Source organism: Pandoraea pneumonica, assembly GCF_902459645.1.
GTDB classification, from domain to species: domain Bacteria; phylum Pseudomonadota; class Gammaproteobacteria; order Burkholderiales; family Burkholderiaceae; genus Pandoraea; species Pandoraea pneumonica.
Map to the genome: position 1 here is coordinate 193,022 of NZ_CABPSK010000004.1, position 25,286 is coordinate 218,307.

Sequence of the window (25,286 nt, forward strand, 5' to 3'; positions counted from 1 at the left end):
GCGGGGTCGTGACCAGCGATCGAATAAGAGAGACGAGGAGCCTCACGATGTATGAAGACCGCATCCGCCTGGCGTCGCTACGCGACCGGGTGATGAGCGCCGACGAAGCCGCCCGGCTGGTTGGCGATGGCATGGTGGTCGGCATGAGCGGGTTCACCCGCGCCGGCGACGCCAAGGACATGCCCATTGCGCTCGCCAAGCGCGCCAAGACCCACCCGATGAAGCTCACGCTCATCACCGGCGCGTCGCTCGGACACGATTCCGACAAGACGCTGACCGAAGCGGGTGTGCTCGCCAAACGTTTGCCCTTCCAAGTCGACACCACGTTGCGCAGCGCGATCAATCGCGGCGAAGTGATGTTTGTCGACCAGCATCTGTCGGAAACGGTCGAATTCCTGCGCACGGGCCAGTTCGGCAAGCTCGACGTGGCCGTGATCGAAGCGGTGGCCATCACCGAAGACGGCGGCCTCGTGCCGAGTTCGTCGGTCGGCAATTCCGCGAGCTTCGCGATTCTCGCGGACAAGGTCATCGTGGAGATCAACCTCGCGCAGCCGCTCGCCTTCGAGGGCATGCACGATATCTGGATTCCCGGCCAGCGCCCACATCGCACGCCGCTGCCGATTGTGGACGTGCGCGATCGCGTGGGCACTAATGTCGTCAAGATCGCCCCTGAGAAAATCGCCGCGATCGTCATTACCGACACGCCCGACAGCGCATCGAACGCCCTGCCCGCCGACGCTGAAACGCAGCGCATCGCCGGCCACCTCATCGAATTCTTCCAGCACGAAGTCTCGCGTGGTCGCTTGCCGAGCACGCTGCCTGCGATTCAGTCGGGCATCGGCACCATTGCGAACGCCGTGCTCATGGGCTTCATCGACTCGCCGTTCGAGCACCTGACGATGTACTCGGAAGTGCTGCAAGACTCGACGTTCGAATTGATGGACGCGGGCAAGATGGATTTCGCGTCGGGCTCGTCGATCACCGTCTCGCAAGCCGTACAAGATCGCGTCTTCGGCAATCTCGCGCGTTATCGCGACAAGCTCGTGTTGCGCCCGCAGGAAGTGAGCAACCATCCGGAAGTCATTCGCCGCTTGGGGCTGATTGCGCTGAACACCGCGCTAGAGACAGATATCTACGGCAACGTGAACTCCACGCACGTGGGCGGCACGCACATGATGAACGGCATCGGCGGATCGGGAGACTTTGCACGCAACGCGCGCATGGCGATCTTCGCGACGAAGTCGGTCGCCAAAGACGGCAAGATTTCGAGCATCGTGCCGATGGTGCCGCACGTCGACCATAACGAACACGACGTGGACATCATCGTGACCGAGCAGGGTCTGGCCGACCTGCGCACGCTCGCCCCGCGCGAGCGCGTGAATCTCGTGATCGACAACTGCGCGCATCCGTCCTACCGCGAAGTGCTGCGCGATTACTATCGCGACGCCCAGCGCTATGCCGGTCACACGCCGCACGCGCTGGAGCGCGCCTTCGAGATGCACATCAACTTGCGCGATCGCGGGTCGATGCTCGCGGCACGGTAAGCACAGCCAGCGCACAACCGACAAGGCAACGAGTGCCGCGCCGGGGGGCAGGCGCTCAGTTGTCGATGGTGGCGGCGCGATGATCGTGCCGCCCGAGCGAGAGACGCCCGCGCCCACGTCGCGGCAGAAAGAACATGGGACGCATGCGGTCCCGTGGGCCGGACGCTGGTGAGAGCGTCCTGGCATTCGCGGCTCGCCAGCCTACGCCGGCGGGCCGCTTTTTATTGCGCGGTGATTGGCCGATGATTGACCGGCGATTGCCGGACGAGTGCCCGACAATTGCCCGGGCGCCTATCACGCCGACAAGCGGTGCGACTGCCCTGCTTGGTTGGCTGCGCCATCCAGCTTGAAGATCGACACCAGTTCGCGCAGGCCGCTCGACTGGGCAGCCATCGATTGCGCGGCGGCCGACGCTTCTTCCACCAGCGCTGCGTTCTGCTGCGTCACAGTATCCATCTGCATCACGGCCTGATTGACCTGCTCGATGCCCGTGCGCTGTTCCGTCGATGCGGCGGCGATCTCCGCCATCAGATCGGTCACACGCTTCACCGCTTGCACCACCTCGTCCATCGTGGTGCCCGCTTCTGAGACAAGCTTCGCACCTTCGTTGACCTGACGCGTGGAGGCGTCGATCAACTCCTTGATCTCCTTGGCGGCATTGGCGCTACGTTGCGCCAGCGTGCGCACCTCACCGGCCACCACAGCGAAGCCACGGCCCTGCTCACCGGCGCGCGCGGCTTCCACTGCGGCGTTCAACGCGAGAATATTGGTCTGGAACGCGATGCCTTCGATCACGCTGGTGATGTCGCCCACGCGCGACGAGCCCTCGGAAATCTCGCGCATCGTCTCGACCACCTGCCGCACCACGGCGCCGCCGCGCTGGGCGATTTGCGACGCATTCGACGCCAGCACATTGCCTTGCTCGGCGTTGTCGGCGTTCTGCTTGACCGTGGTCGTGAGCTCTTCCATGCTCGCCGCCGTCTCTTCGAGCGACGCCGCCTGCTGCTCGGTGCGTGACGACAAATCGGTATTGCCCGCCGCGATTTGCGCCGAACCGGTCGCGATGCTCTCGCTCGTATTGCGCACCTGACCCACCACCTGGGCCAGCTTGCCGTTCATATCTCGGAGCGAGCCGAGCAGTTTCGCGAGTTCGTCTTGCCCGTGCACGTCGATGCGCGAACTGAGATCGCCTCGGGCGACCGTCTCGGCGATGTCGACGCAGCGGCCAATCGGCACGGTGATCGAACGAGTAATGAGCAAGGCAATGAAGATGTTCACGCCCAGTGCCATCACGATCAACACGATCGTGGCGACGAAGGCCGCGTGGTAATTGGCTGCCGCGGCATCTGCCGCCGACACCGAGCCCGCGCGGTTGACGGCGACGTGTTCCGTCAGTTTCTGGCTGAGCACAGCAAAGGCTTGCACCTCGTCGGTCATGGCGAGCGTGCGTGCCTGCACTTGTGCGGTGTCGTCACCCTTGGCCAATTCTGCAATGCGATTGTCGACGGCCAGATAACCGGACCATGCCTCGCGCACCGCCTCGTACGCCCGGCGGTCCTCGTCGGAGGCGACCAGATTGCCGTAGGCCGTCAGCGTCTTGTTCATCAGATCGATGGACGCTGTGCGCTTGTTCACTTCATCGAGGCGGGTTTGCTCCACCGTGGTCAGCAGCGTCGCGAGCGTGGCGCGACGTGCGGCATTGGCGGCAACCTGTGCGGTGCCAAGTGTCTGCACGCTGGGCAGCCAGTTGTCGGCGAGATCGCGCGTACCGCCGTAAATGCGCGAAGCCTGAAACACCGCCATGCCGCCCACGATACACAGCAGCACCAGCGTCACGGCGAACCCGAGGGTCAGGCGCGTGCCGATTTTGAGACTACCCAAGAACTTCATGCCAACTCCAGAATGCGACAAAACACGAACAATCGCATGGCATAACGGAAGTTCATTTGAGAATCTTGAGCCAATAATCCCTCGATTCTCACGTAATGACTTTCAGATTCTTTCGAGAAATAAAAAACGGCGCATTAGCTGCGCCGTTTTAGCTTTCTGGTTTTGCATGGCAAACCGCAATTCGTAAAACCAAAACAATATCCGTTTAAATATATAGCGTCGTCTATTTTCACGAATACTGCTACCGACTGGCTCCGTCGAACGGCGTGGGGTGCACGGCATCGAGGTCGATGCCGTCGAGGCAGCGCACATTGACCGCTGCCATTTTCGTGCCGTCGGGCATCTCACCAAAAGCAAACGCCTCGACGCCGCACGTCGGGCAGAACTGATGATGAATCATGTGCTTGTTGAAAAGATATTCCCGATTCGAAGCGGCACCCGCCGTCTGCGTGAATTCACCCAATGGCGTAAAGGTAAGAATCAACCCGCGCTTGCTGCAAATAGAACAATTGCACGCAATTGATTTGGACAAATCAAGATTTGCAGTAAAACGCAATTCACCGCAATGACAGCCGCCTTGGTATTGCTGAGTCGCCATGTCGTGTCTCCTGAATTCGAAATGAAAAAGCCCGCCCGCTGGAGGCTGTCCTATTGTGCGACAGATTCCAGCGGGCGGGCGATGCAAACACTATTCAGTGAGCCGCCGCGTCAAATGCGGCTTGAGCGGCTTTGGCAGCTTGGGCGGCTGAGGCTTACGCGGCAAGCGCCGGTTCGTCGCGATGCGAACCCGCGCCATCGCGCGCGTGCATGACCGTCACGCCGTGACGGCTGTGCTCGCGCAATTGGAACAGCGCTACCGTCTCGGCAAGGTTACGGGCCTGCTCGCTCAGCATGGCCGACGCGGCGGCCGATTCCTCGACCAGCGCGGCGTTCTGCTGCGTCGACTGATCCATTTCCGCCACGCTGCGATCGATTTGGCTGATGCCCGTGCTTTGCTCGGTCATCGCGCTGTGAATCTCGCCGATGAGACGACGCACGCGCCCGATACCGTCGACGATTTCGCCCATCGTGTTGCCAGCAGCCTGCACGCGCTGCGTGCCGCTCTTGACGTTTTGCACCGAGGCTTCGATCAGCGTCTTGATTTCCTGTGCGGCGGCGGCACTGCGTTGCGCCAGCGTGCGCACTTCACCGGCCACGACGGCGAAGCCACGGCCCTGCTCGCCAGCGCGCGCCGCTTCCACGGCGGCATTGAGCGCAAGAATGTTCGTCTGGAACGCGATACCGTCGATCACGCTGATGATCTCCGTGATGCGCTCGGACGATTGCGCAATCTCGCTCATCGTGGTGACGGCCCCCGTGACGACATCGCCGCCGCGCGCTGCCGCTTCGCTGGCGTCGTTGGCCAGACGCGTCGCGTGTTCGGCGGCTTCGGCGGTTTGCTTGACGCTCGCGGTCAGTTCCGTCAGCGCGGCAGAGGTCTCCTGCAACGTGCCAGCCGACGACTCGGTGCGATGCGACAAATCGCGGTTGCCCATCTCGATTTCGCTGGTGGCCGACGTCATGCCGTGCACGCCCGAGCGCACGTCGAGCATCACTGTGCTGATCTTGTCGACGAATGCATTGAACGAGCGCGAGATCTGCGCCACTTCGTCGTTGCCGACGACATCCAGACGGCGCGTCAGGTCACCGCCGCCCGAGCCGATGGTGTCCATGGCGTCGCGCACTTGCGACAAGCGGCGGAACGCCTGCGACGTAAAGAAGCTGGCGATACCGATTGCGCACAGCGTGAGCACGATCAACGTGATGACCGTGGCGCTCAGCACTTGCGAAAGCCCGGCGGTCGCTTCCGCCTTATCGAGTGCGACGACGAAGAGCCAGTCGGTGCCCGGCACCGGCTGAACCTTCAGCAGTTTGGCGTCGCCGCCGAGCTGCACTTCCATCGGGTCTTTGGCGCGCTCCAGCGCGACGAGCGCATCGGGGGTGAGCGCTTGCGCGAGATCGCTCGACTGCTTGAGCATCAGCTTCTCGTCGGGGTGCGCAATCACGAGCCCGTCGCGCGAGACGACGAAGGCGAGGCTCGACGGCGTGGGGTGCACAGCCTTGACCACGTCCTGCACGGCATCGAGCGGCACGGCACCGCTCACGGCGCCGAGCGTCTGACCGTCGCGCAGAATCGGCGCGGCGAACGACACGTACAGCTTGCCCGACGCAATATCGGCGTATGGTTTGACGACGGTCAGCTTGCCCGCTGCGGTGGCGCCCTTGTACCAGGGACGCGCGGTCGGATCGTAATCGGGCGGCGTCGGGCCGCTCGAGAAGTAGGACTTATCGCTCCAGCCGATGCTCGAGATCGGGAAGCCGTTAGTCGCACCGAGCAATTTGGTGAGGGCGACGCCCTGCTCGCCCTTTTCGACGGCGGCGGCCGTGCCGACCACCGACTGGCCCTTGGCGGCAGCCCAGCGCTCGACGGCGAGGGTGTTGCCGCGCGCCACGGCGTCGAGCGTGTTGGAAATGGTCGACATCATGCTGCTGCGCACGATGAGGTAGGTGGTAATGCCGGAGAGGATCAGCGCACCGATGACGGTGGCACACGCGATCAGAATGATGCGTGTTCTAAGCGAAGATACTGTCATGCTGTCTGGACTGGCAGGCCTGCGGCTAGGGGGAAAGTAACGGAAGCGGGCGCCCCAGGCCGCCGCCTCCACGAGATGGAAGATTCCACCTCATGACTTACGGCCATTGAAAGCGAAACTTTAGGTGTTAACCCGAAACGCACCCCCAAAGGTGCAACCGCATCGTTACGGATAGCGAAACGTCAGGCATGCCAAGCAGCCCAATACCTGTGCGCCCGGTTGCCACGTCCTGTCAGGACTGACAGGATGACAACGCCTGTCACTGTGTTGAAGATGGTTCGCTGGCATAATCGTGCGCGCCCTCGCGGCCACCTCTCGCGTGCGCCTCTCGCATGGTTACGCCGGGCTTAGATTGCAACGTCAATACACCACGCTTCTCGATAACAATGAAAACGCAAACGTACGTGGAAGGGGGACGGTGGGTCACCGATCATATCGGGCCGATCAACGCCGTCATGACAATTTCCACCGCCATTCTGATTCCGGTACTGGACTTCATCCGGCCTTTCTTCCCCTACATCAATTACGTGGCTGGCTGCGCAGTATTGGTGTTCGTCGTGCTGCTCGCCATGCGCCTGTTCGGTGGGCGGCGGCGCATTCACGGCAGTCTGGTCGTCTGTGCAGGCTTGTGCGCGGGCGCCTTCAGCTTTGGTGCCATTGCGAGCAGCAAACACGCCGAACAAGGCGGTGTGGGGGCGGCCAATGTGCAGTGGGTCGCCAACGTGCAAAAGCTGCTGGTCGATATCAAGAACGGCAAGAGCGACGACCCGCGCGTCGAACTCAACAACATCGGCATGAAATGGGACCCGTACGAATTCGCCAAGGCGAGCCGGATGGGCGACTTGCGTGCCATTGAACTGTTCCTGCGCGGCGGTATGCCGGTCACCATGCCCGGCACCGGGATGGATGTCAGCCTGCCCTACCTCGTGGTGAAAGACGACTATCCGAATGCGGCCGAGCAACTGGCGCTCTTCAAGAAGTACGGCGTCAATCTGAACGAACCCAGCCTGATCTCGCGCAGCCATCCGGGCGCACCGGACACGCCGCCGAATCTGTACGCGGTGGCGAAGGACGCGAAGAACGAAAAGGTCGCCGGCGCCCTGATCTCGCTGGGCGTTGCCACCGACAGCTACCCGGGCTGGCATGCGGGCGCGGAAGAGCGGCGCAAGCGTGGCGGCGTGCCAGCGGCTTGGTTGCAATAACCCGATAATCCTGGGGCCTCGGCGCCCCCGGAACGGGGCGAGCGACGCCCATGTGGCGGTGCTATCCTGGCGAAGCTTCCCTTCGCACCACATCGTTCATCGGGGGTACTCATGACTGAATATGACGTACTGGCCATGGAACAGCGGGCCACCGAACTCGTACACGCGCAGGTGTTGGGCATGCTGCTCGCCCACGTGAATCATCTCGATGGACAGCCGGACACCTCGTTCGGCGCCATCAAACGTGGCGTGATCGGCGAGATCGCGAGACAAGTCGCGATGCAGGCGCGCTCGGCAGGTTGCGACGCCGATAGCCGCGCACTGTTCAACACCGCCGTGCTGCGCGCCGCCGATACCGTGTTCGATACTGCCGACGTGCACAACACCGCGTTCTTTCGCCGCCTGCGCGAACGCAAAGTCGCCGACGAACCGGCATTGGACTAAGTCAGTGGACTAAACGAAAAGGCCAGCCTCATGGGCTGGCCTTTCGCTTTCCTACCGCATCGCACTCACCGCATCAGAACGGCGCCATGAGCGTCAGTCGTACACCCTGTTGCAAGCCGCCCATGCCGGTCGTCACGCTGTAATCCAGCCCGAAGACCAGCACGCCGGTGCGCAACTTCGAACCGAACCCGACCTGCACGCGATCGCTGCCGTACGGGCTGCCCGGCACGAAGTACACCGGCCCACTGCCCGCAATGTCGGCATACGCCAGCCCGGCCATGCTCTGACCGTTGAAGTCGTGCTGCAACTCCACTCGGATATACGGCGAGAAGGTGCCGATCGGTGTGGCCTTGGCGAAGCCCGCGCGCACGCCGAGCGTGCCCGACAGCGTATTCACGTTCTGCTTGAAGTACGTGAGCGCGTTCAGCCCTGCGCCGGTTTCGCTGTATTGATCGAGTGTGGAGCGCGACGCCGTGAGACGCCCGTACGGCGAGAACAACCAGTCGTCGTTACGGAATTCGTAACCCGCCGACAGCGAGCCGAAGAACTGCTGGCCCGTGCGCTTACCGCTCGCGAAGTCGTTCGAATCGATCACCCAACGGCGCGAACTGAAGTTCAGCGTGCCGAAGCCCGCCACCGCATCGACAAACAACGTCGGTATCGGACGGAAGCTCGCATACAGCGCGCCGCTGTAGCTATCGCCCGTGCTGCGCGTGCCCGAGCTGCCGATATCGGTCGAATCGTGCCCGTAGCCCACCCCTGCGCCCAGCGACAACTGATCGGACAAACGGTAGTCCGCGCCGAGCGTCACGCCACCGGTCGTGAACTTGAAGCCCGAGCGCTGCGCTGCCGAACTGGCCGCCATATTGGCAAAACCGAAGTCCACCGTCCCCGCCGTCCAGTAAGCAAAGCGCTGGTCGTCGTTGGCGCCCTCGCCCGGCAAGTCGGGCGCATTGGCATCGCCCGTACTCACGCCGCTACCGCCCTTATTGGCCGGGTCACGCACGTCGAGGCTCTTGGCTTTGCTCATCGCCGTCGGGCTGACTTCGCCGCGCAGACACGCATCGCGCTCGGAGATCCCCACAACGTCCTGACAGCGCGACACATTGCGATCGCGATCCGGCGACGGCAGCACCACATTGAGCCCGTTGCTCGACGGGGCGCGGCCCTTGCCGTGCAGCATTTCAAGGCGCTGGTTGTAGTTGCCGATCTGCGTGGTCGCGAAACGACGTGCCGCTTCGACCTGCGCGCCGATCAAGCCGGAAACATCCGGATCGGTCGACGGATCTTTACGTGCGGCGACGCTCACTTGCAGCGTGCCCGGGGCCGACGTCGTGTTCTCGTTGGACAACGTGTACGCGATCACCGCCGTGCCCGCAAACGCGGCTGCCGGTACGAAACGAACGCTGTATTGCGTGGTCGGCGCTGCCACAGCGGCGCGCAACAGACGCACGCCAGCGGCCGCAGCCGGTGCCGGGGCGGTGACGGCCACGATGCTCGCCGTCCCCGCATTGGCCGGAGACACCGACAGGATGTTGGCCCCCGTGAACGGCCCGCCGCTGGCCGCAGTCGTGATGTCGACGGTCGCGGTTTCGTTCGCACTGACACTCGATTGCAGGCCCGGGGCCGTGATCGGCACCGCCTCCACCGTCACCGACACCGGAATCGGCGCCGACGTACCGACCGCATTCGTGAGCGCATACGTGAACGTGACCACGCCGTTGGTATTGCCTGCGGGCGTGTACACGATGTCTTCGCCATTCACCACTGCCGTACCGGTCGCAGGCGGCGTGACGATGGCCACGCGTGTGAACGGTCCGCCCACCGCATTGGCCGTCGCGTGAATCGTGACTGGCGCGTTGGACAGCACCTTGGTTTGCACCGCGGGAGCCGAGGCGACCTGACTCGAGATGTTGAACGTGTAGCTCTGCGCTGCGGTGAGCGGCGTGCCCGGCCCCGTGCTGGCGTCCGTCGCCGTCACCGTGAACGTGCTGGTGCCCGTGGCGCTCGGCGTGCCGGTGATTGCGCCCGATGCCGCATCGAGGGCGAGACCCGCAGGCAACGCGCCGCTCGTCACGGTGAACCGGTATGGCGCAGTGCCGCCCGTTGCCTTCATCGTCTGGCTGTAGGCCTGCCCCGCCACCGGTGTCGGCAAGGTCGTAGGCGTAAGCGTCAATGCGGCCACGCCCACGGTGAGTGTCAACGTCTTGGTCGTGGAAAACGGCGCGCCAGTGCCCGTTGTGCTGTCGGTCATCTTGATCGCCAGGTTGAACGAGCCGGTCTGCGTCGGCGTGCCGCTGATCGTCCCGTTCGCGAACGTGAGTCCGGCGGGCAGCGTACTGGTTGTCGTGAACGTGTACGGCGACACGCCACCACTGCTTGTCAGTGCCTGCGAATAGCTGACGCCTGCGGTGGCGTTAGGCAGCGTGGTCGTATCGATCGACAACGTCGGCGCCGTGATCTGCACGGTGAACGATTGCGTCCCCGTCAGATTGTTCGCGTCTTTGGCCTGCACCACGAACGTGAAGCTGCCCACCGCCGTCGGCTTGCCCGTGAGGGTGCCGGTAGCCGGGTCGAACGTCAGACCGGTCGGTACCCCGCCGGACGTGATCGAGAACACATAAGGCACCACACCACCGGTCACCTGAATCGTCTGGTTGTAACCAGCGGTGCCTGCCACCGAGCCGGGCAGCGTCGTCGTCACGAAATTGATCGCAGGCGGCGCGTTGTAGGTGAACTGGTTGCCCGTACCCGTGGCACTGGTACCACCGGGCGTGGTGACAGTCACATTGGTCACGCCAGCGGTGCCCGCCGGAGACGTCGCGGTAATTTGCGTCGGGCTCACGACAGTCACATTGGTCCCAGCATTCGTGCCGAATTTGACACCTGTCGCCCCGGTGAACCCCGTCCCGACGATCGTCACTGAGGTGCCGCCCGTCGTCAGCCCGTTATTCGGCGTAACACTTGTCACCGTCGGCGTGCCCGCATAGGTGAATTGGTCGGCCGAGACAATGGGGCTCGTGCCGCCAGCGGTCGTCACGCGCACGTCGACCGCGCCCGTCCCCGCAGGTGAGGTGGCCGTGATCTGAGTGGCGCTATTCACCGTGAAGCCGGTTGCCGCTGTACCGCCGAACGACACGCCGAACACATTGCTGAAACCCGTGCCCGTAATCACGACGGACGTCCCGCCTGCGGTTGGGCCGGTTGTTGGCGAAATAGCGGTCACCGCAGGCAGACCGGCGTAGGTGAACTTACTCGCGCTGCTCGATGCGCTGACACCCCCCGGCGTCGTGACGTTCACGTCGACCGTGCCAGCACCGGCAGGCGATGTCACCGAAATTATCGTGTCGCTGATGACGTTGACCCCTGTCCCCGCCACCCCGCCGAATGTGACGCTCGTGGCACCGGTGAATCCGCTGCCGGTGATCGTCACGGCGGTGCCGCCCGACGATGGGCCTGCGGTCATCGATAGCCCCGTGAGCACAGGCGCTGCAAGGAAGGTGTAGCGAACGCTCGGATTCGGCGGGCTCGTCCCGCCCGGCGTCATCACGGTCACATCAGCCGTGCTGCCCGCGGTGCCACTGGGTGCCTTCACCGTAAGCTGCGAGTCGCTGACGACGGTCAAATTCGTCCCAAATCCTGTGCTGAACATCACTGCGGTCGCATTGGTGAACCCGGTCCCGCTGATTGTCACCGTGGTGCCGCCAGCAGCCGGGCCACTTGCCGGCGATATCGTCGTTGTGGCCGGTACCGCCGCGTAGGTGAACTTGGTGTTGGCGCTGGTCGCGCTGGTGCCAATGCTCGGCACCGTGACTGTCACGTCTTTCACACCGGCGCTAACGCTGGACGGCGCAGTCACCGTGATCTGAGTATCGCTATTGACGGTTGGCGTCACCATCGACGCGCCGAAGTTCACCGACGAGGCATTGGTGAAGCCGCTACCTAAGATCGTCACCGTAGCGCCGCCAGCGAGTGGCCCCGTCGTCGGGGAAATCGAACTCACGGTGGGGAACGCGATGTAGGTGAACGCGCCGGATTGCGTGGCGGTTCCGCCCGGCGCATTGACAGTGATCGTCGCCGGACCTGGCGTGCCCGCAGGCGCTGAGACGGTCATCGAGGTCGAAGTGACAACCGAGGGCGTGACGAACGCACCGCCAAACGACACCGTCGTGCTGCCCGCGACGAAATTCGTGCCGGAAATCACCACCGCTGCGCCACCGGTCGCCAGTGCCGTATTGGGGAAGACCCCCGCTATCGTCGGCGCCGGGTAATAAGTGAACTTGCTCGACGCACTGGTGGCGCTCGTTCCGTTTGGCGTCGTCACGACGACATCGACGGTTCCCGAAGGCCCACTGGGCGAGTACACCGTAAGTTGCGTGTCACTGTCGATATTGAAGCTCGACGCTGGCGATCCGCCGAACGTCACACCGACGGTACCGGTAAATCCGCTCCCCTTAATGATGGTCTTGGTGTTGCCCGTGATACCCCCCGACGTCGGCGAGAGGCTGGTCACCACCGGGAGCGGCCTATAAGTGAACTGGTCGCTCAAGTTGGCCGCACTGGTGCCGCCCGTTGTCGTGACGGTCACGTCGACCGTGCCCGTGCCAGCGGGTGAGCGAACCGCTAGCTGATTCGAGCTATTGAACACGACGTTCGTCGCCGAAACCCCGCCGAATTTCACCGTTGACGCGCTGGTGAAACCGCTGCCGGAGATCACCACGGCGTCGTTCCCAGCGGTCAAGCCCGATGATGGCGAAATGCCCGTTACGGTAGGCACGGCGCGGTAGGTGAACTGATCGGCGCTGCCAGTCGAGCTAGTTCCCCCGACCGTAATGACCGTCACGTCGACCACGCCAGCGCTTGCGCTAGATGGCGCTGTCGTGGAAATTTGCCCGTCGCTATTGACCGTGAAGGATGTGACGTTGACCGTGCCGAACTTCACAGCCGTCGCGGTCTTAAAGCCGCTCCCGCTAATCGTCACAGGCGTGCCGCCAACAAGCGGACCTTCCGTCGTCCCGAGAGAAGTGATGCTAGGGACGCCCGCGAATGTGAATTGATCGTTGGAACTGGTCGCGCTGGTGCCATTCGTGTTGGTCACCGTCACGTCGACAGTGCTCGCCGCCCCCAAGGGCGAGGTGGCACTAATCACCGAATCGGTGAGAACGGTGACACCCGTTGCCGCTGAGCCACCAAACGAAACCGTCGGCACCCCGCCGCTGGAGAAGCCCGAGCCATTGATCGTGACAGGCGTTCCAACACCAGCCTTCCCCGCACTCGGTGTCACCGACGTCACAGTCGGCGCCGCGAGGTAGGTGTACTGGTCGCTGGCGTTTACGGCGCTGGTCCCAGCGCTATTTGTCACTTTGACGTCCACGGTGCTCCCTGCCGTACCACCGGGTACGTTCGCCACCGTTATCGTGGTGTCGTTCACGATCGTATAGGGCAACGCGGCGTTCCCCCCGAACGTCACCGAGGTGGCATAGGTAAAGCCGGTTCCGGTGATCGTCGCGCCTCCACCGCCCACGGCGGGGCCCGACGACGGCGACACGCCCGTCACTGTCGGGGTGTACGTGAACCTATCGGCCGGGGGATTGGCTGCGCTGGTGCCTGCACTCGTGGTGACGGTGACATCGACTGGCGCTGTCCCCATAGGGGATGTCGCGGTGATCGTCGTACTGTTCACCAGCACCACATTTGTCGCGGGGGTCGCGCCGAAGTTAACACCCGTTACGCCGGTGAAATTCGTCCCGGTGATTGTCACGGTCGTACCACCGGCGCTTGGCCCGCCCGCCGGGGAGAGTGCGGTGACCGTTGGCACGGGTGCGTTGAAGGTGAAACCGTTCGTTAGCGTCGCTGAGCCTCCCCCGCCGCCGCCGGTACCCGTCGTATTGACGACAACGTTCACCGTTCCGCTAGCATGCGCCGGGGTGAACGCCGTGATCGACGTCGCGCTATTCACGGTGACTCCGGTTGCCTGCGTGCCGCCAAACGTCACGACCGCACCAGCAACGAAATTCGTACCGGTAAGCGTGACCGAATCGCCGCCAGCGGTCGCCCCGCTGCTGGGTGTCACACCGACGAGTGTTGGCAGAGCCGCAGCGAGTTTGATGGCCACGGTGACCGGCGCGCCACTGACCTGATACAACGTAAATGACCACGAGGTCGTCGTGGTGTTTGCCTTTGGGGTGAAGACCAAGATGTCGAAACTGGGATTGCTCAGATCGACGGTCAATATCGAGCCATCTGGAGCCGTAACGTTACCGATGTCACCATTCGACGTCGTGTACAGCCCATCGCCAGTCGGGTCGCACGCGCCCCCTATCGGCATCTGATATTTGTAGGTCCCGTTCGAGAGCTGCGCTGGCGTGGGCGACCATGTCGTGCAAGCTGCCTGCGACCAAGCCGACGATGACGCCGTGAACAAAACCAACAGGGTCAGCAACGCACGCAGCCAGTGAAACCAAGCGGCAGGTGCAAAGGCCGACCGCCGGTGGCGTGCGGACTCGATAGAGAACGGGAGACTAGGCAGCATGGCGAACCGGGAGAGAAGCAAACGACTTGGCAGGTGACCACCGCGCGTGCGCGGCACGACGCCCGCGCGTCACGCAGGCGCGCGACAAGCGAGCACGCACGCGAAAGCCGCGAGCCGATGGGTTGGCTCGCGGCTTTCGCGTGAATAGATCAATCGGGGATGACTTGGCGCGTATCTAAGAAAGACCGGCTGGGCAATGCACACGCATTGCCGCTGACGGATGAGCGCGATGCCCATCGTATAAATGCCGATTCGCCCCGTTCGTATTGCGGTTTCATTTGACTTCCCCCGAAATCCCCACCCGTTATCAGGCAAAGATTCATTTGTAATTTTGCTTGCGTGTTTCGGTATTTCCGAAACATCGTTTCCGGCGCAGTGACCCCATGCTTACCGGCATCGAGCGGTGACGTCTAGCGAGAACTGACGGACACCTGACTAATTTCTGCGCAAGGGTAGGCACCATTGCCTCCCGCGTCAAGCCCGATTCGCGGTAAACCGAAGTTACAACAACTAGCCAAGGGTATTCACCAATATTTAGATGTCTCTTTTGTTAATAAGCGAACAATTTCAAACAATCGTTTTACCCATCGAAATTTAATACGGGTAACGAAATTTATTTGAAATGAAATATGGTGGTGGCAAAATGCGCGCCTATAAGAATTCAAAGATCGTGGCGTCGCCACTTAACCAGGAAGAAACGGATGGACTCCTATCTCGGGGAAATACGTTTGTGCGCTTTTCCGGTCATACCAAGGGGCTGGCTACCGTGTGACGGGCGCTTGCTTAACGTCAATATCAATCAGGTGCTGTTCGCCTTGCTCGGCACGCAATACGGTGGCGACGGCAGAAGCACCTTCGGGCTGCCCGACCTGCGCGGGCGCGTCGCGATGCATCGGCTGCCAGGGACATACAACCAAGGCGCGCCCGGAGGCACCGAAACGGTGACGCTCAACACGCAGCAGGTGCCCGCGCACACGCACGAATTTCGTGCAACGACGAACGATGCGACGCAGCCGACCGCTGGCGCCGGCAAAGACCGTTTGCTTGCCAAGAGCGTGATCGCGCAGTCGGGCGCACCGACGGTGGATGGCACCGCGCTTTACGGCCCGGTAACGGCGCAGACGTTGGCGGCGGAATCGCCCGAAGCGAGCAGCGCGACGAGCGACGCCACCGCTCACAACAACATGCAGTCCTCGCTGGTCCTGAACTACATCATTTGCGTTCAGGGCGGCCTTTACCCGCCACGCCCCTAGGAGCCGGACATGGAAGCCTACATTGGTGAAATTCGCATGTTCGCTGGCAACTACGCCCCGCAGGGATGGAAGTTTTGCAACGGAGAACTCCTCAACATCGCCTCCGATTACGAAGTGCTGTTCGCGCTGATCGGCACGACGTACGGCGGCGACGGCAGAACCAACTTCCGACTGCCCGACCTGCGACTGCGGGTGCCGATCGGCATGGGACAAGTGCCGGGATCCGGGCAGCGGCTGCTGGGTCAGCAGATCGGCAGCGACACGGTCACGCTCCAGCCTTCGGACATGCCGGGCCACTCGCATACGATCAACGCCTCGACGGAAGACGCCACGACGCCCACGCCCGGCCCGGGTGTGACGCTGGCGAAAACCAGTGCGGTGTTTTATGACTCGGGGGTACGTTCCGCGCCCACCAAGTCGGCACTGGCGGCGCCCGCCATTGTGCCCGCCGGTAATGTTCAGCCGACCGCGCACCCCAACCTCATGCCCACGGCGTCGATGAACTACATCATCTGCGTCAACGGCCTCTACCCATCGCAAGGCTGACCAGAGAGCTCCATGGACGATTACTTCATTGGTGAAATTCGGCTCTACGCCTTCAACTATGCGCCGATCGACTGGGTCACTTGCGACGGCGCGCTCCTTCAGATTCGCGCCTTCCCCGAACTCTATGCGGTGATTGGCACGACGTACGGCGGGGACGGCCGGACTACGTTTGCGGTGCCGGATCTGCGCGGTTTGGTATCGCGGGGAACCACGGATGCGGCCCAGATGGGCAAGGTGGAGGGGAGCACGACGGTGACGCTCCAAGAGCAACACATGCCGCTGCACACGCATTCGGCATTTGCCAACTCCACGCGCCCGGCGGGCGAGTCGGCTGGCGACAAGTTGCCCGCTCGATTTGTTGTCACAGGCAACAACGCGTATCGCGAGAGCACGTCGGATCTGTCGCTCGTATCGCTCTCGCCGTGGACGGTCGGCCCCGCCTGCACCAGCGGTGCGCACAACAACATGCAACCGTATCTGCCGTTGAATTTCTGTATCGCGATTAAAAACGGCTGGTTCCCGCCGCGTCCCTAACGCGCGCGTCGAGGTCTTCGTTGTTTTAGAACCGGCACATCCGCCATTCGTTGGCGGTGTGCCGGTTTTTTATTTGATGTCAGGCGTAAGGTGTCTGGCAGCTTGTGCAATGAGCCAGTCGAAGACTTCAGACACGAACACCGAGCGCGGCTCGCCCGCCACGCGCGACACCCACCACGTGCGCCCCTCTATGCGCGGATAGTCGGGAAGTATTCGCAAGCGGTCTTGATTCACGCTCTCATCCGCCAGCAATCGCGAAATGCACGCGATGCCCTGCCCGCGCAACGCGGCATCGAGCAAGAGACGCTCGTCGTCGTAAATAGCGCGTTTGCGAAACGGGTCCAGTGCATCACGAAACAGCGCCGCCGTTTCGTCGCGCGTAAAGCTCTCTTCGAGACAAATCAGCGACGCGTTCGCGGGATGCTGCTCGCGAGGTATGCCTTCCAGCCGTGACGCCAATGTCGGCTCGGCGGCAATGACCCACTCGTCTTTCAGGAACGGCACTTCCATGAGCCCCGTCTGCGACAACGGCCGGTCGCTGATGACGATGTCGATGTCAGTCTCGTCGATAAACCGGGCGGCATCGTCGGTCGAGAGCATCGGACACAACGCGGGGTTACGCGCTTGAAGCTGCTCGATACGCGGGCTCACCCAACCGTGCAGCAACGTTGCCGGGCCAGCGATGGCAACGAGCCCCGGGTCAAGATAAGTGGCGATACGGCCGAGCCCGTTTCGCAAGGTATCGACCGAACGCTGCACGCTGCGTAGCAGCACTTCACCGGCGACGGTCAACTCCACACCCCGCCCGACACGGCGAAAGAGCGGCTGCCCGATTTCCGATTCCAATTGCTGGACTTGATGGCTGATCGCCGATTGCGAGATATGCAACTCGTCGGCCGCGCGGGAGAAATTTCCGTGACGGGCCGCCGCCTCGAAGCCCATCAGCAATTTGAGAGAGGGAATACGCTGCCGAGTCATCGCCATTCACCAAGATATGAGAAAACTTGATAAATCATAGCAATAAACCTCGCTTTTTATTATCAGTTGGATGACGCAAACTGCGTCAACTGCCTGATTCGCCGACGCACCGGCGATACTCCGATGGCGTAATCTCGTGCGAAAAGCCTTCCACAGGATGGGAATATGCAAGCAAGACGTCGTTTTCTGAAGCGCGGGCTGATGGCCTCGGGCGCCGCCCTGATGAGCGGCGCCGTCACCGGCGGCTTGGCCCGCAGTGCGATTGCCGCTGGCGCGCCTGACGCGGCAGCGCAGACGTGGGCCATGCCCGACGAGGGTGAGCGTCACACGGCCACGTGGATGGCGTTCGGGCCGAGCGAAGACATCTGGGGACGCCGCATGCAAGCGGCGGCGCAAGACGGCTTGGCGCGCATCGCGCAGGCGATCGGCGATTTCGAGCCGGTGAACATGCTCGTTCGCGAAGAAGACTACGACGTCGCCCAGCGTAAATGTGGCGACTCGGTGAACCTGATCGTGCAACCGATCGACGACTTGTGGATTCGCGACACCGGGCCCGTTTTCGTGCGCGCTCGCACTGGCGAGAAGGCTGGCATCAATTTCAACTTCAACGGCTGGGGGAAAAAGCAGGCCTATGGCGACGACGCCAAGGTTGCCAACTTCGTTGCGCAAGAAGCTGGCGCACGCGTGCTGCATACGCGACTGGTGCTGGAGGGGGGCGGCATCGAGGTCGATGGCGACGGCACGGCGATCATCACCGAGAGCTGTGTGCTCAACCGCAATCGCAACCCGGGCGTCGATAAAGCGGCCTGTGAAATCGAGTTGAAGCGGTTGCTCGGGCTGCGCAAGATCATCTGGCTGCCCGGCATCGCAGGCAAGGACATCACTGACGGCCACACCGATTTTTATGCTCGATTTGCCCGCCCTGGCGTGGTGATCGCCCACTTGGACAACGACACCTCGTCTTACGATCACGCGGTGACGATGCGCCATCTCGACTTGCTGCGGCAGGCCACGGATGCGGCAGGCCGCAAGTTGCAAGTGGTTGTGCTGCCCGGGCCGAACAGCGTTCGCAGCACGTATGAGTCAGACGAATTCGCTGCTGGCTATGTCAACTTCTATGTGTGCAACGGCGCCGTCATCGCGCCGCAATTCGGTGACACCCAAACCGATAAAAGCACCCGCGACAAGCTGCGCGACTTGTTCCCCAAGCGCGAAATCGTGCAGATCAACATCGACGGGATTGCTGGCGGTGGTGGCGGCATTCATTGCACGACCCAGCAGCAGCCTGCGTGATCACCCCAATGACGGCGGTGCGGCTTGGGCTACGTCGATGCGTTTGGGCAACAGATTGAGCTCAAGAAACGCATCGGCGATCTGCTGCTGCTCGGCGAGCGTGGCGCGTGTGATTCGCTCGATGCCGAAGCGTTGGCGTGACAGCACCAACTCGACCGCGTCGCGTGGCACGTTCCACAACTGCGAGTATTCGGCAGCGGCGGCCGCGCGATTCGCCTCGACCCATTTGTCGACGATATTGAGTTCGTCGATGACCGCGCGCAGCACATCTTCGTTGTGTTGAACGTAGGTGCGCGACGTGAAAAAGTACAGGCGATTGCCGACCAGACCGGTGCCGTCGGTAATGAGGCGCGCGTCGAGCGACTTCTGCGCGACCGCGAGGAAGGGATCCCACACGAGCCACGCGTCGATTGCCCCACGCTCGAAGGCGGCGCGCGCATCGGCGGGTTGCAGGAAAACCGGCGTGATGTCCTGCGGCTTGAAGCCCGCCTGTTGCAGCAGACGCACATATAGATAGTGCGTATTCGATCCCTTGGTGAAACCCACACGCTTGCCCTTGAGTTGCGCGAATGACGTGATGGGCGACGTCTTCGGCACTAGCAGGCCTTCGCTGTTGGGGCGCTGGACGCCCTGCCCGAAATAAACGAACGGTGCACCCGCTGCGAGCGCAAACACGGGTGGCGCCTCACCAACGTCGCCGAAATCGATCGAACCGACATTGAGCGCTTCGAGCTGCGGCGGCCCCGACGGAAACTCTGTCCAAGTCACGTGTACGCCAAGCGGTGCAAGACGCTTCTCCAGCGTGCCACGCCCCTTGAGTAGCGTGAGCAACCCTTTCTGATGACCGATGCGCAGCACTCGCGCGCCACCCGCCCCCGCCGTTCCCGATTGTGCTAGGGCGATTGGCGCGGCAGCGGCGCTGGCAAGTGCAACGGCTCCCGTCGCGAGCAGGCGTCTGCGTGCACCGCTGAAATGGTCGGACATGGCGATTCCATCGAAGTTGAACGTGGCGTCCAGACTAATCGGCCACCGGCACGATGGGAACGAATCGCTTGTGGAATGCTTATGACGCCCGCGCGGCTTCAGACGGCAATTTGGGTGGGCCCCGATTTTCTTTGGGAAATTTCCTAGAGTTGGTAGAATCGGCGCGCCCAGTCAGGCATACGCCCTGCCCCTCAGTGAATTGCCCAAGAAATCAGCACAAGAATGGCTAACTACAACGGACGGAACCAGTGGCTCGATCTATTACGAGCCCTCGCGATTCTCCTGGTCCTCGTATCCCATGGTTTCACCTTCATCCCTGAGCCTGCCGTCGTTCTGACTCAACACATGGCCGGGTTCTTCGGTGTCGAGGTTTTTTTCTGCCTTAGTGGGTTCCTGATTGGCGGAATTTTGATTGATACCGTCAAGCAATTCGATGGGTCGATGGCGACGATCGCCAACTTTATGGCGAGACGGTGGTTCAGAACGCTGCCGAACTATTATTTCTACCTTGTCGTAAATCTTTTGATTTTCTGGCTCGGCTGGACGTTCGCCAAAGAAGCGGAAGTGGGACGTTATCTCGTCTTTGCGCAAAACCTGCTTAGCGTTCATCCTTCTTTTTTCCCGGAAGCGTGGAGTTTGGCTGTCGAAGAAGTTTTTTACTTTGCGCTGCCTATTGCCATCGTGCTCGCCTGGACGCTGCTTCGTAAGCCAATGCTCTCGTTGTTAGTCGCGCTCTTCGCGCTATTGGCGCTCTCTATGGCCCTGCGCTATCACGGCGCACTGCATGCCACGCATTGGGACGATGAAGTTAGAAAAATTGCCTTGTATCGTCTTGACTCGTTGATGTGGGGCGTATTGCTCGCTTATCTGCATCGCGTGACGCTACGCGATAAACCGGCTGCGCTCCGAATTCTCAGTTTCGCCCTGCTTGGTTTTCTGCCCGTCGCCATTTACGCCATGTGGCTGGATACGGCTTGGCTCGATACGCACTTTTTTGCGAAATTCTGGCTCTTTACGGTTACTTCGCTAGGCGTGTGCGGCATGATCACGCTCGGACTGTCGATACAGCTTCCTCGCTTCGTGGTGGCGTTCACATCGCGCATTGCAAAGCTTTCGTATTCGGCGTATCTGACGAATCTGTCGGTGTTTTATGTGCTGTACCACTATTTCGGACTCGGCGGCACCATGACCGAAAAGGTCATGCGAATCGTCGGTTTCTTTGTCATCGTGTTTTCGATGTCCACGCTGACGTATTTCGGCGTCGAGCGACCGTTCTTGCGGCTACGTGACAAATGGGTGCCTGCGCCCCAGAAAATGGCATTGCGGCAACGCAGCCAGCCCGATGCGGCCGTGTAATTGTTGACGCAATGCATTAGCGGCGAAAAGACGGTAGCCAAATTCGCGCGTTAGCTGACGCTCCGTCGACGCGCTTGTTGATCCTGTTCTTGCGATTCGAATAAGGCCTTGAAATTGCCTTCGCCGAATCCGTCTTCGCCGCGTCGCTCGATGATTTCGAAAAATACCGGGCCGATTTGCCGTTTCGTAAAACGCTGTAAAAGCACGCGTTTCGGCCCTTTTCCATCGACGAGAATGCCGCGCCCGGACAGGCGCTCAATGTCCAGTCCGTGATTGGGCAGGCGCGCCGCGATACCGTCGTAATACGATTGCGACGGCGCGGGCATAAACGCGATTCCGGCCTGGCTCAATTTGTCGACGGTGTGTTCGATGTCGGACGTCAGCAGCGCAATGTGCTGAATGCCTTCGCCGCCATAGTCGCGAATGAATTCATCGTTCTGGTTGAGCACCCCAGGCTCGTCGTGGGCCGCTGCGGCCACCGGAATCGACACGCGCCCGCATGGGCTGACCATGGAGCGGGCACGCATCCCCGACATGTGCCCTTTGACCTCGAGATACTGCTTTTCCGCAAACCCGAACGTGTCGCGATAGAAGTTCGCCCAGCGGTCGAGATTCTCCGGATGCACGATGTTCGACGTGTGGTCGACCGCCACGATGCTCGCACCGCCGTCCGCGATGTTCCATGCCTCGGCGGACGGATTGAACATCTGGCGGAAATCGAAATCGACGAAATACACCAGACTATCCCCGATGCCGAGGATGGCCGGTGCGTCGACAACGAACGCCCCTTGCTTGCTCGCCAACGCCACCTCAGCGCCGCCAACGAACGCTTGCGATTGCGCGCGTGCTGCGTCATTCACTCGAATGCCGATGGCACGCACCGACGCGCCGTGCGTCTCGCGAAAGGCATTCGGCATCCCATTCACGATGAACGCGGCAGCGCCTTGCGTGAGCAGGTACACCTCGCCTTGTGCTTTGCCGCGAACGCGAAACCCCAGATGCTGGAAAAGCTCGATGAGCTCACGAGGATGCGCTGAGACGAATTCGACGAAAGCGAATCCGTCAGTCTTCACTTGGCTAGCCATTGATGTCTCCTCGCGGCGGATCACGCCTTGCGCGTTGCGGCAACGACTTTGATTTCGACGATCAACTCCGGGCGGGCCAGCGCGGCAATGCCGAGAATGGTCCACGCGGGGAAGTCGGCGCGAATGTACTGCGCCTTCACGGCGCGGAAGTCGGTCAGATGGTTTGTGAGGTCCGTGTGATAGGAGACCAATTCGACGACATCGCTGAAGTCGAGCCCCAGATGCGTGAGCACGGCAGCGATGCGTTTGAATGCTGCGTCGATTTGTTCTTTCGGCGATTCAGGGATCGTGCCGTCGGCACGCAAGCCGATTTGACCGGCGATGAATACCAGTCCGTTCGCAGTGACGGCAGGGGAGTATTGAAACAGGTCGAAGATGCGATTGCCGCCGAAAGTGGCGTCGTCCTCAGGCAAACGCAGGCGTTCGATAGGGGGCATGGCGAGTCCTTTTCGTTAAGTCGATGTGCAATGTCTTGGGGAACGGCATGCACACCACTCTATCGAGGCGAAATCGCCAAGTCTGTATATCGCGCTACCAAATCATCCAAGTAGCCGCGAGGCGTCGATGACCCAAATGCGGCGTTGTTTTATCTCGATCACGCCGAAATCCGTCAGCCGTTTTAAAGCGCGCGTGACGGTGACACGCGTGGCGCCAGTCATCGCGGCAATTTGCTCGTGGGTCAGCGCAATCGTAATGAGCGTGCGGCCATCGTGCGCTTCTCCGTAGAGTTCGGAAAGGCGGCCGAGAAGCTCACCGATACGCGCTTCCGGTTTCGGCAACGCTAGAAACTGAATACGTGACGCGAGCACGCGCTGTTTTAGCGCAATGATGCGCATTAATGACACCGCCAGTTCGGGGTGCTTCGGTATTGCATCGGTGATGACGCGAATGTCGAATTCGATGAGTTCAGAATCTTCCACCGTGATCGCCGTGGCAATGCGGCTATCGCCTTCCACCGCTGGGCTTTCGCCAAACATCGACCACGGCCCCATCACTTCGAGAATGAACTCCGCTCCGTCGTGCTGAAAAATGGAGACCTGAACTCGCCCCGAAAGCAGGAAATAGAAAGTGGCGCCCTGCTCTCCCTGTCGATAAATGACCGAGCCTTTGACGTACTTCTTTTTATGGCCGAGATGGGCCGCCTGTATCCACGTATTAGCGGTCGCGTCGTCGAGATGCCAAGTCTGCGTCGTGGGAAGCGCGAGTTTTTTCATAGGTATGCGTCACTTCAAGATCCATCGGTAGAGAGATACGACGGACTTGTCCCCGTCTGGCGGCGGAACATGGCAATGAATGCGGACGAAGAACGATAGCCAAGATCGTCGGCAATCTTCTGCACGGACTTGCCCTCCTCGATTTGGGTCAGCGCGGCCACAAGTTTCAAACGTTGCCGCCACTCGTTAAACGATATGCCAAGGCCCGCTTGAAAACGACGGGACACCGTACGCTCGGTCGTGCCAAGCGATTCGGCCCAGTCGGCTAACGAGCGCCGATCGCTCGGGTTTAACTGCAATGCGTCGGTGATCGGCGACAGCAATGGATCGTCCGACAGCGGCAGGTAACTGTCACGCCTTGGCGCCTTCCTCAACTGGTCCATCAAAACACGCACGAGGCGCAGGTCGTCCTCGGTCACCGGCGTGACGACCTCTCGTGTCAGGAAGTCCGAAAAGATCGCACGAATCAGTGGGCTGAGCACTAGCGTGCACGCGGTGTCCGGCATGTCCGCGCACCACGCGCGATCAATGTAGATCGTGACGAATTTGACACTGCTGCGGTTGTGGCAGTGGTGGTGCGCGTTGACGGGGATCCACGTGGCGTAATGCGGCGGCGACAAGAATCGCTTTCCCTCGACACTCACTTCCATCACACCCGCCAACGCGAAGCCGATCTTTCCCCAAGGCTGGCGCCGGGGCATATAGGCAGCGCCGCCCTCGTAGGTGGCCGATCGGAACGTCAGGGGTGCCGGGGCCGGTGCTTCCACCGAATCGACCGTCGCGCGCACTTGTCCGGTTCTCTTCATGGTTGTCTGAAAGTCGCTATATATCGATAAACAGATACTGGCTATTCTAGCCATATTCCGCTGATGGAGCCTTGGCATGCCGCCGAAATACCTTTTTCTAAGCTTGCTCGCCGTTTGCATTTGGGCGGGCAACGCGATCGTGAACAAGCTTGCCGCCGGGGCGATTCCGCCAGGCGTGATCGCCTTCGATCGTTGGTTCGTCGCGTTTGTGGTGCTGACACCGTTCGTCGTCAAACGCGTTGTCCAGCATCGCGCCGCGATATGGACTCACCTTCCGAAACTCGCCGGGCTTGGACTGCTCGGCATGGCGCTGTGTCAGGGGGTTGGGTACTACGCCGCGAGTTTTACGACGGCAACGAACATGGGGATTTTGCTGTCGTTAGTGCCGCTGCTTACCGTGGTGCTCAACACAGCGCTCTTCCGTGATGTGCCTTCGCGTCGCGCCATGTTTGGCATCGCGCTGTCTTTCGTTGGCATTCTTTTGGTGATCACCAAAGGGGACGCGACGGTTTTGCTTTCGCAAGGCGTTGGCCGGGGCGATGCGCTCATGCTTTTGGTCGCTTCGACATTCGCCGCGTACGGCATCTTGCTCAAGCGGTGGGCGATTCCGATACCCGCGTTCACGTCGATTTACGTGCAAATGGCGTGTGCGTTGGTATTTCTGCTGCCCACCTTCTTGCTCTCGCCGCCGATGCCGTACTCGTCATCGAACATGGCAATGGTGCTGTACGCCGCGATTCCCGGATCGATCGTCGCGCCGTTTGTCTGGATGTTGTCAGTGCAACGCCTGGGCGCCAATCGCGTGGCCGTGTTCATGAACCTTATCCCGATCTTGACGGCGGTCGTCGCCGCAGCGTTCTTGGGAGAAGCACTGCACGCCTATCACCTGTGGGGCGGCGGGCTGACGATTTGCGGGGTTGCATTAAGCCAAATGCGCGGAACGCGAGCGATGCAACGCAGAGCGAAGGTCGCGACGGAAGCTTGAAAAGCAA

The 25,286-nt window shown here is 61.5% G+C and carries 19 protein-coding genes; 9 read left to right on the forward strand and 10 right to left on the reverse strand.

The annotated features are described in order from the left end of the window. Positions 1 to 47 precede the first annotated feature (47 nt). Positions 48 to 1,544, forward strand: coding sequence for a succinyl-CoA:acetate CoA-transferase ScpC (locus PPN31114_RS20135; protein ID WP_150681305.1), 1,497 nt, complete (start codon positions 48 to 50; stop codon positions 1,542 to 1,544). A 294-nt stretch (positions 1,545 to 1,838) separates the two neighbouring features. Here the strand turns inward: PPN31114_RS20135 and PPN31114_RS20140 are convergent, their stop codons facing one another. From PPN31114_RS20140 to PPN31114_RS20150, 3 genes are all read right to left on the reverse strand, one after another. Beyond that, on the reverse strand, positions 1,839 to 3,434 hold the full coding sequence (locus tag PPN31114_RS20140; protein ID WP_150681306.1) for a methyl-accepting chemotaxis protein: 1,596 nt from the start codon (positions 3,432 to 3,434) through the stop codon (positions 1,839 to 1,841). A 241-nt stretch (positions 3,435 to 3,675) separates the two neighbouring features. Next, on the reverse strand, positions 3,676 to 4,032 hold the full coding sequence (locus PPN31114_RS20145; RefSeq protein ID WP_150681307.1) for a GFA family protein: 357 nt from the start codon (positions 4,030 to 4,032) through the stop codon (positions 3,676 to 3,678). 154 nt (positions 4,033 to 4,186) lie between these two features. After that, the gene (locus PPN31114_RS20150) at positions 4,187 to 6,067 is read right to left on the reverse strand and encodes a methyl-accepting chemotaxis protein (protein ID WP_150681308.1); all 1,881 of its coding nucleotides are present in this window, start codon (positions 6,065 to 6,067) and stop codon (positions 4,187 to 4,189) included. A 455-nt stretch (positions 6,068 to 6,522) separates the two neighbouring features. Between PPN31114_RS20150 and PPN31114_RS20155 the strand changes: the two genes are divergently transcribed. Both PPN31114_RS20155 and PPN31114_RS20160 read left to right on the forward strand, forming a co-directional pair. Then, positions 6,523 to 7,269: a hypothetical protein gene (locus PPN31114_RS20155; protein ID WP_246182663.1), complete on the forward strand. Its 747-nt coding sequence runs from the start codon at positions 6,523 to 6,525 to the stop codon at positions 7,267 to 7,269. 111 nt (positions 7,270 to 7,380) lie between these two features. Then, positions 7,381 to 7,713, forward strand: coding sequence for a hypothetical protein (locus PPN31114_RS20160; RefSeq protein WP_150681310.1), 333 nt, complete (start codon positions 7,381 to 7,383; stop codon positions 7,711 to 7,713). A gap of 73 nt (positions 7,714 to 7,786) precedes the next feature. Here the strand turns inward: PPN31114_RS20160 and PPN31114_RS20165 are convergent, their stop codons facing one another. Continuing rightward, positions 7,787 to 14,245, reverse strand: coding sequence for an IPT/TIG domain-containing protein (locus tag PPN31114_RS20165; RefSeq protein WP_150681311.1), 6,459 nt, complete (start codon positions 14,243 to 14,245; stop codon positions 7,787 to 7,789). Between the two features lie 701 nt (positions 14,246 to 14,946). On the opposite strand from PPN31114_RS20165, the gene PPN31114_RS20170 reads away from it, so the two are divergent. The 3 genes from PPN31114_RS20170 to PPN31114_RS20180 are packed head-to-tail and all read left to right on the forward strand — an operon-like array spanning position 14,947 to position 16,578. After that, entirely contained in the window at positions 14,947 to 15,498 is a 552-nt protein-coding gene (locus PPN31114_RS20170; protein ID WP_150681312.1) for a phage tail protein, read from the forward strand. A 9-nt stretch (positions 15,499 to 15,507) separates the two neighbouring features. Beyond that, positions 15,508 to 16,044, forward strand: coding sequence for a phage tail protein (locus PPN31114_RS20175; RefSeq protein ID WP_150681313.1), 537 nt, complete (start codon positions 15,508 to 15,510; stop codon positions 16,042 to 16,044). Between the two features lie 12 nt (positions 16,045 to 16,056). After that, positions 16,057 to 16,578, forward strand: coding sequence for a phage tail protein (locus tag PPN31114_RS20180; protein WP_150681314.1), 522 nt, complete (start codon positions 16,057 to 16,059; stop codon positions 16,576 to 16,578). A gap of 69 nt (positions 16,579 to 16,647) precedes the next feature. On the opposite strand, the gene PPN31114_RS20185 is transcribed toward PPN31114_RS20180, so the two are convergent. Continuing rightward, a complete protein-coding gene (locus PPN31114_RS20185) occupies positions 16,648 to 17,556 on the reverse strand; it encodes a LysR family transcriptional regulator (protein ID WP_150681315.1) in 909 nt (302 codons plus the stop codon). 165 nt (positions 17,557 to 17,721) lie between these two features. Here PPN31114_RS20185 and PPN31114_RS20190 point away from each other — a divergent pair, with 165 nt between their 5' ends. Continuing rightward, on the forward strand, positions 17,722 to 18,849 hold the full coding sequence (locus PPN31114_RS20190; protein WP_150681316.1) for an agmatine deiminase family protein: 1,128 nt from the start codon (positions 17,722 to 17,724) through the stop codon (positions 18,847 to 18,849). Here PPN31114_RS20190 and PPN31114_RS20195 read toward each other — a convergent pair whose 3' ends face one another. Then, complete coding sequence (locus tag PPN31114_RS20195; RefSeq protein WP_150681317.1) at positions 18,850 to 19,833, reverse strand: sulfonate ABC transporter substrate-binding protein; 984 nt, start codon at positions 19,831 to 19,833, stop codon at positions 18,850 to 18,852. A gap of 222 nt (positions 19,834 to 20,055) precedes the next feature. Between PPN31114_RS20195 and PPN31114_RS20200 the strand changes: the two genes are divergently transcribed. Further along, a complete protein-coding gene (locus PPN31114_RS20200; protein ID WP_150681318.1) occupies positions 20,056 to 21,189 on the forward strand; it encodes an acyltransferase family protein in 1,134 nt (377 codons plus the stop codon). Between the two features lie 50 nt (positions 21,190 to 21,239). Here PPN31114_RS20200 and PPN31114_RS20205 read toward each other — a convergent pair whose 3' ends face one another. From PPN31114_RS20205 to PPN31114_RS20220, 4 genes are all read right to left on the reverse strand, one after another. Further along, positions 21,240 to 22,274 (reverse strand): 4-hydroxyphenylpyruvate dioxygenase family protein, encoded by a 1,035-nt coding sequence (locus PPN31114_RS20205; RefSeq protein WP_150681319.1) that lies wholly within the window; start codon positions 22,272 to 22,274, stop codon positions 21,240 to 21,242. A gap of 20 nt (positions 22,275 to 22,294) precedes the next feature. Further along, positions 22,295 to 22,711, reverse strand: coding sequence for a RidA family protein (locus PPN31114_RS20210; RefSeq protein ID WP_150681320.1), 417 nt, complete (start codon positions 22,709 to 22,711; stop codon positions 22,295 to 22,297). Positions 22,712 to 22,813: 102 nt separating this feature from the next. Continuing rightward, a complete protein-coding gene (locus PPN31114_RS20215; RefSeq protein WP_150681321.1) occupies positions 22,814 to 23,488 on the reverse strand; it encodes a Crp/Fnr family transcriptional regulator in 675 nt (224 codons plus the stop codon). 14 nt (positions 23,489 to 23,502) lie between these two features. Beyond that, a complete protein-coding gene (locus PPN31114_RS20220; RefSeq protein WP_150681322.1) occupies positions 23,503 to 24,294 on the reverse strand; it encodes an AraC family transcriptional regulator in 792 nt (263 codons plus the stop codon). Positions 24,295 to 24,370: 76 nt separating this feature from the next. Here PPN31114_RS20220 and PPN31114_RS20225 point away from each other — a divergent pair, with 76 nt between their 5' ends. Continuing rightward, a complete protein-coding gene (locus PPN31114_RS20225; RefSeq protein ID WP_150681323.1) occupies positions 24,371 to 25,279 on the forward strand; it encodes a DMT family transporter in 909 nt (302 codons plus the stop codon). Positions 25,280 to 25,286: the final 7 nt, after the last annotated feature.

Bases quoted from the DNA above. Each gene is read 5' to 3' on its own strand.
- PPN31114_RS20135 (WP_150681305.1), top strand. From the start codon at position 48: ATGTATGAAGACCGCATCCGCCTGGCGTCGCTACGCGACCGGGTGATG.
- PPN31114_RS20140 (WP_150681306.1), bottom strand. From the start codon at position 3,434: ATGAAGTTCTTGGGTAGTCTCAAAATCGGCACGCGCCTGACCCTCGGG.
- PPN31114_RS20145 (WP_150681307.1), bottom strand. From the start codon at position 4,032: ATGGCGACTCAGCAATACCAAGGCGGCTGTCATTGCGGTGAATTGCGT.
- PPN31114_RS20150 (WP_150681308.1), bottom strand. From the start codon at position 6,067: ATGACAGTATCTTCGCTTAGAACACGCATCATTCTGATCGCGTGTGCC.
- PPN31114_RS20155 (WP_246182663.1), top strand. From the start codon at position 6,523: ATGACAATTTCCACCGCCATTCTGATTCCGGTACTGGACTTCATCCGG.
- PPN31114_RS20160 (WP_150681310.1), top strand. From the start codon at position 7,381: ATGACTGAATATGACGTACTGGCCATGGAACAGCGGGCCACCGAACTC.
- PPN31114_RS20165 (WP_150681311.1), bottom strand. From the start codon at position 14,245: ATGCTGCCTAGTCTCCCGTTCTCTATCGAGTCCGCACGCCACCGGCGG.
- PPN31114_RS20170 (WP_150681312.1), top strand. From the start codon at position 14,947: ATGGACTCCTATCTCGGGGAAATACGTTTGTGCGCTTTTCCGGTCATA.
- PPN31114_RS20175 (WP_150681313.1), top strand. From the start codon at position 15,508: ATGGAAGCCTACATTGGTGAAATTCGCATGTTCGCTGGCAACTACGCC.
- PPN31114_RS20180 (WP_150681314.1), top strand. From the start codon at position 16,057: ATGGACGATTACTTCATTGGTGAAATTCGGCTCTACGCCTTCAACTAT.
- PPN31114_RS20185 (WP_150681315.1), bottom strand. From the start codon at position 17,556: ATGACTCGGCAGCGTATTCCCTCTCTCAAATTGCTGATGGGCTTCGAG.
- PPN31114_RS20190 (WP_150681316.1), top strand. From the start codon at position 17,722: ATGCAAGCAAGACGTCGTTTTCTGAAGCGCGGGCTGATGGCCTCGGGC.
- PPN31114_RS20195 (WP_150681317.1), bottom strand. From the start codon at position 19,833: ATGTCCGACCATTTCAGCGGTGCACGCAGACGCCTGCTCGCGACGGGA.
- PPN31114_RS20200 (WP_150681318.1), top strand. From the start codon at position 20,056: ATGGCTAACTACAACGGACGGAACCAGTGGCTCGATCTATTACGAGCC.
- PPN31114_RS20205 (WP_150681319.1), bottom strand. From the start codon at position 22,274: ATGGCTAGCCAAGTGAAGACTGACGGATTCGCTTTCGTCGAATTCGTC.
- PPN31114_RS20210 (WP_150681320.1), bottom strand. From the start codon at position 22,711: ATGCCCCCTATCGAACGCCTGCGTTTGCCTGAGGACGACGCCACTTTC.
- PPN31114_RS20215 (WP_150681321.1), bottom strand. From the start codon at position 23,488: ATGAAAAAACTCGCGCTTCCCACGACGCAGACTTGGCATCTCGACGAC.
- PPN31114_RS20220 (WP_150681322.1), bottom strand. From the start codon at position 24,294: ATGAAGAGAACCGGACAAGTGCGCGCGACGGTCGATTCGGTGGAAGCA.
- PPN31114_RS20225 (WP_150681323.1), top strand. From the start codon at position 24,371: ATGCCGCCGAAATACCTTTTTCTAAGCTTGCTCGCCGTTTGCATTTGG.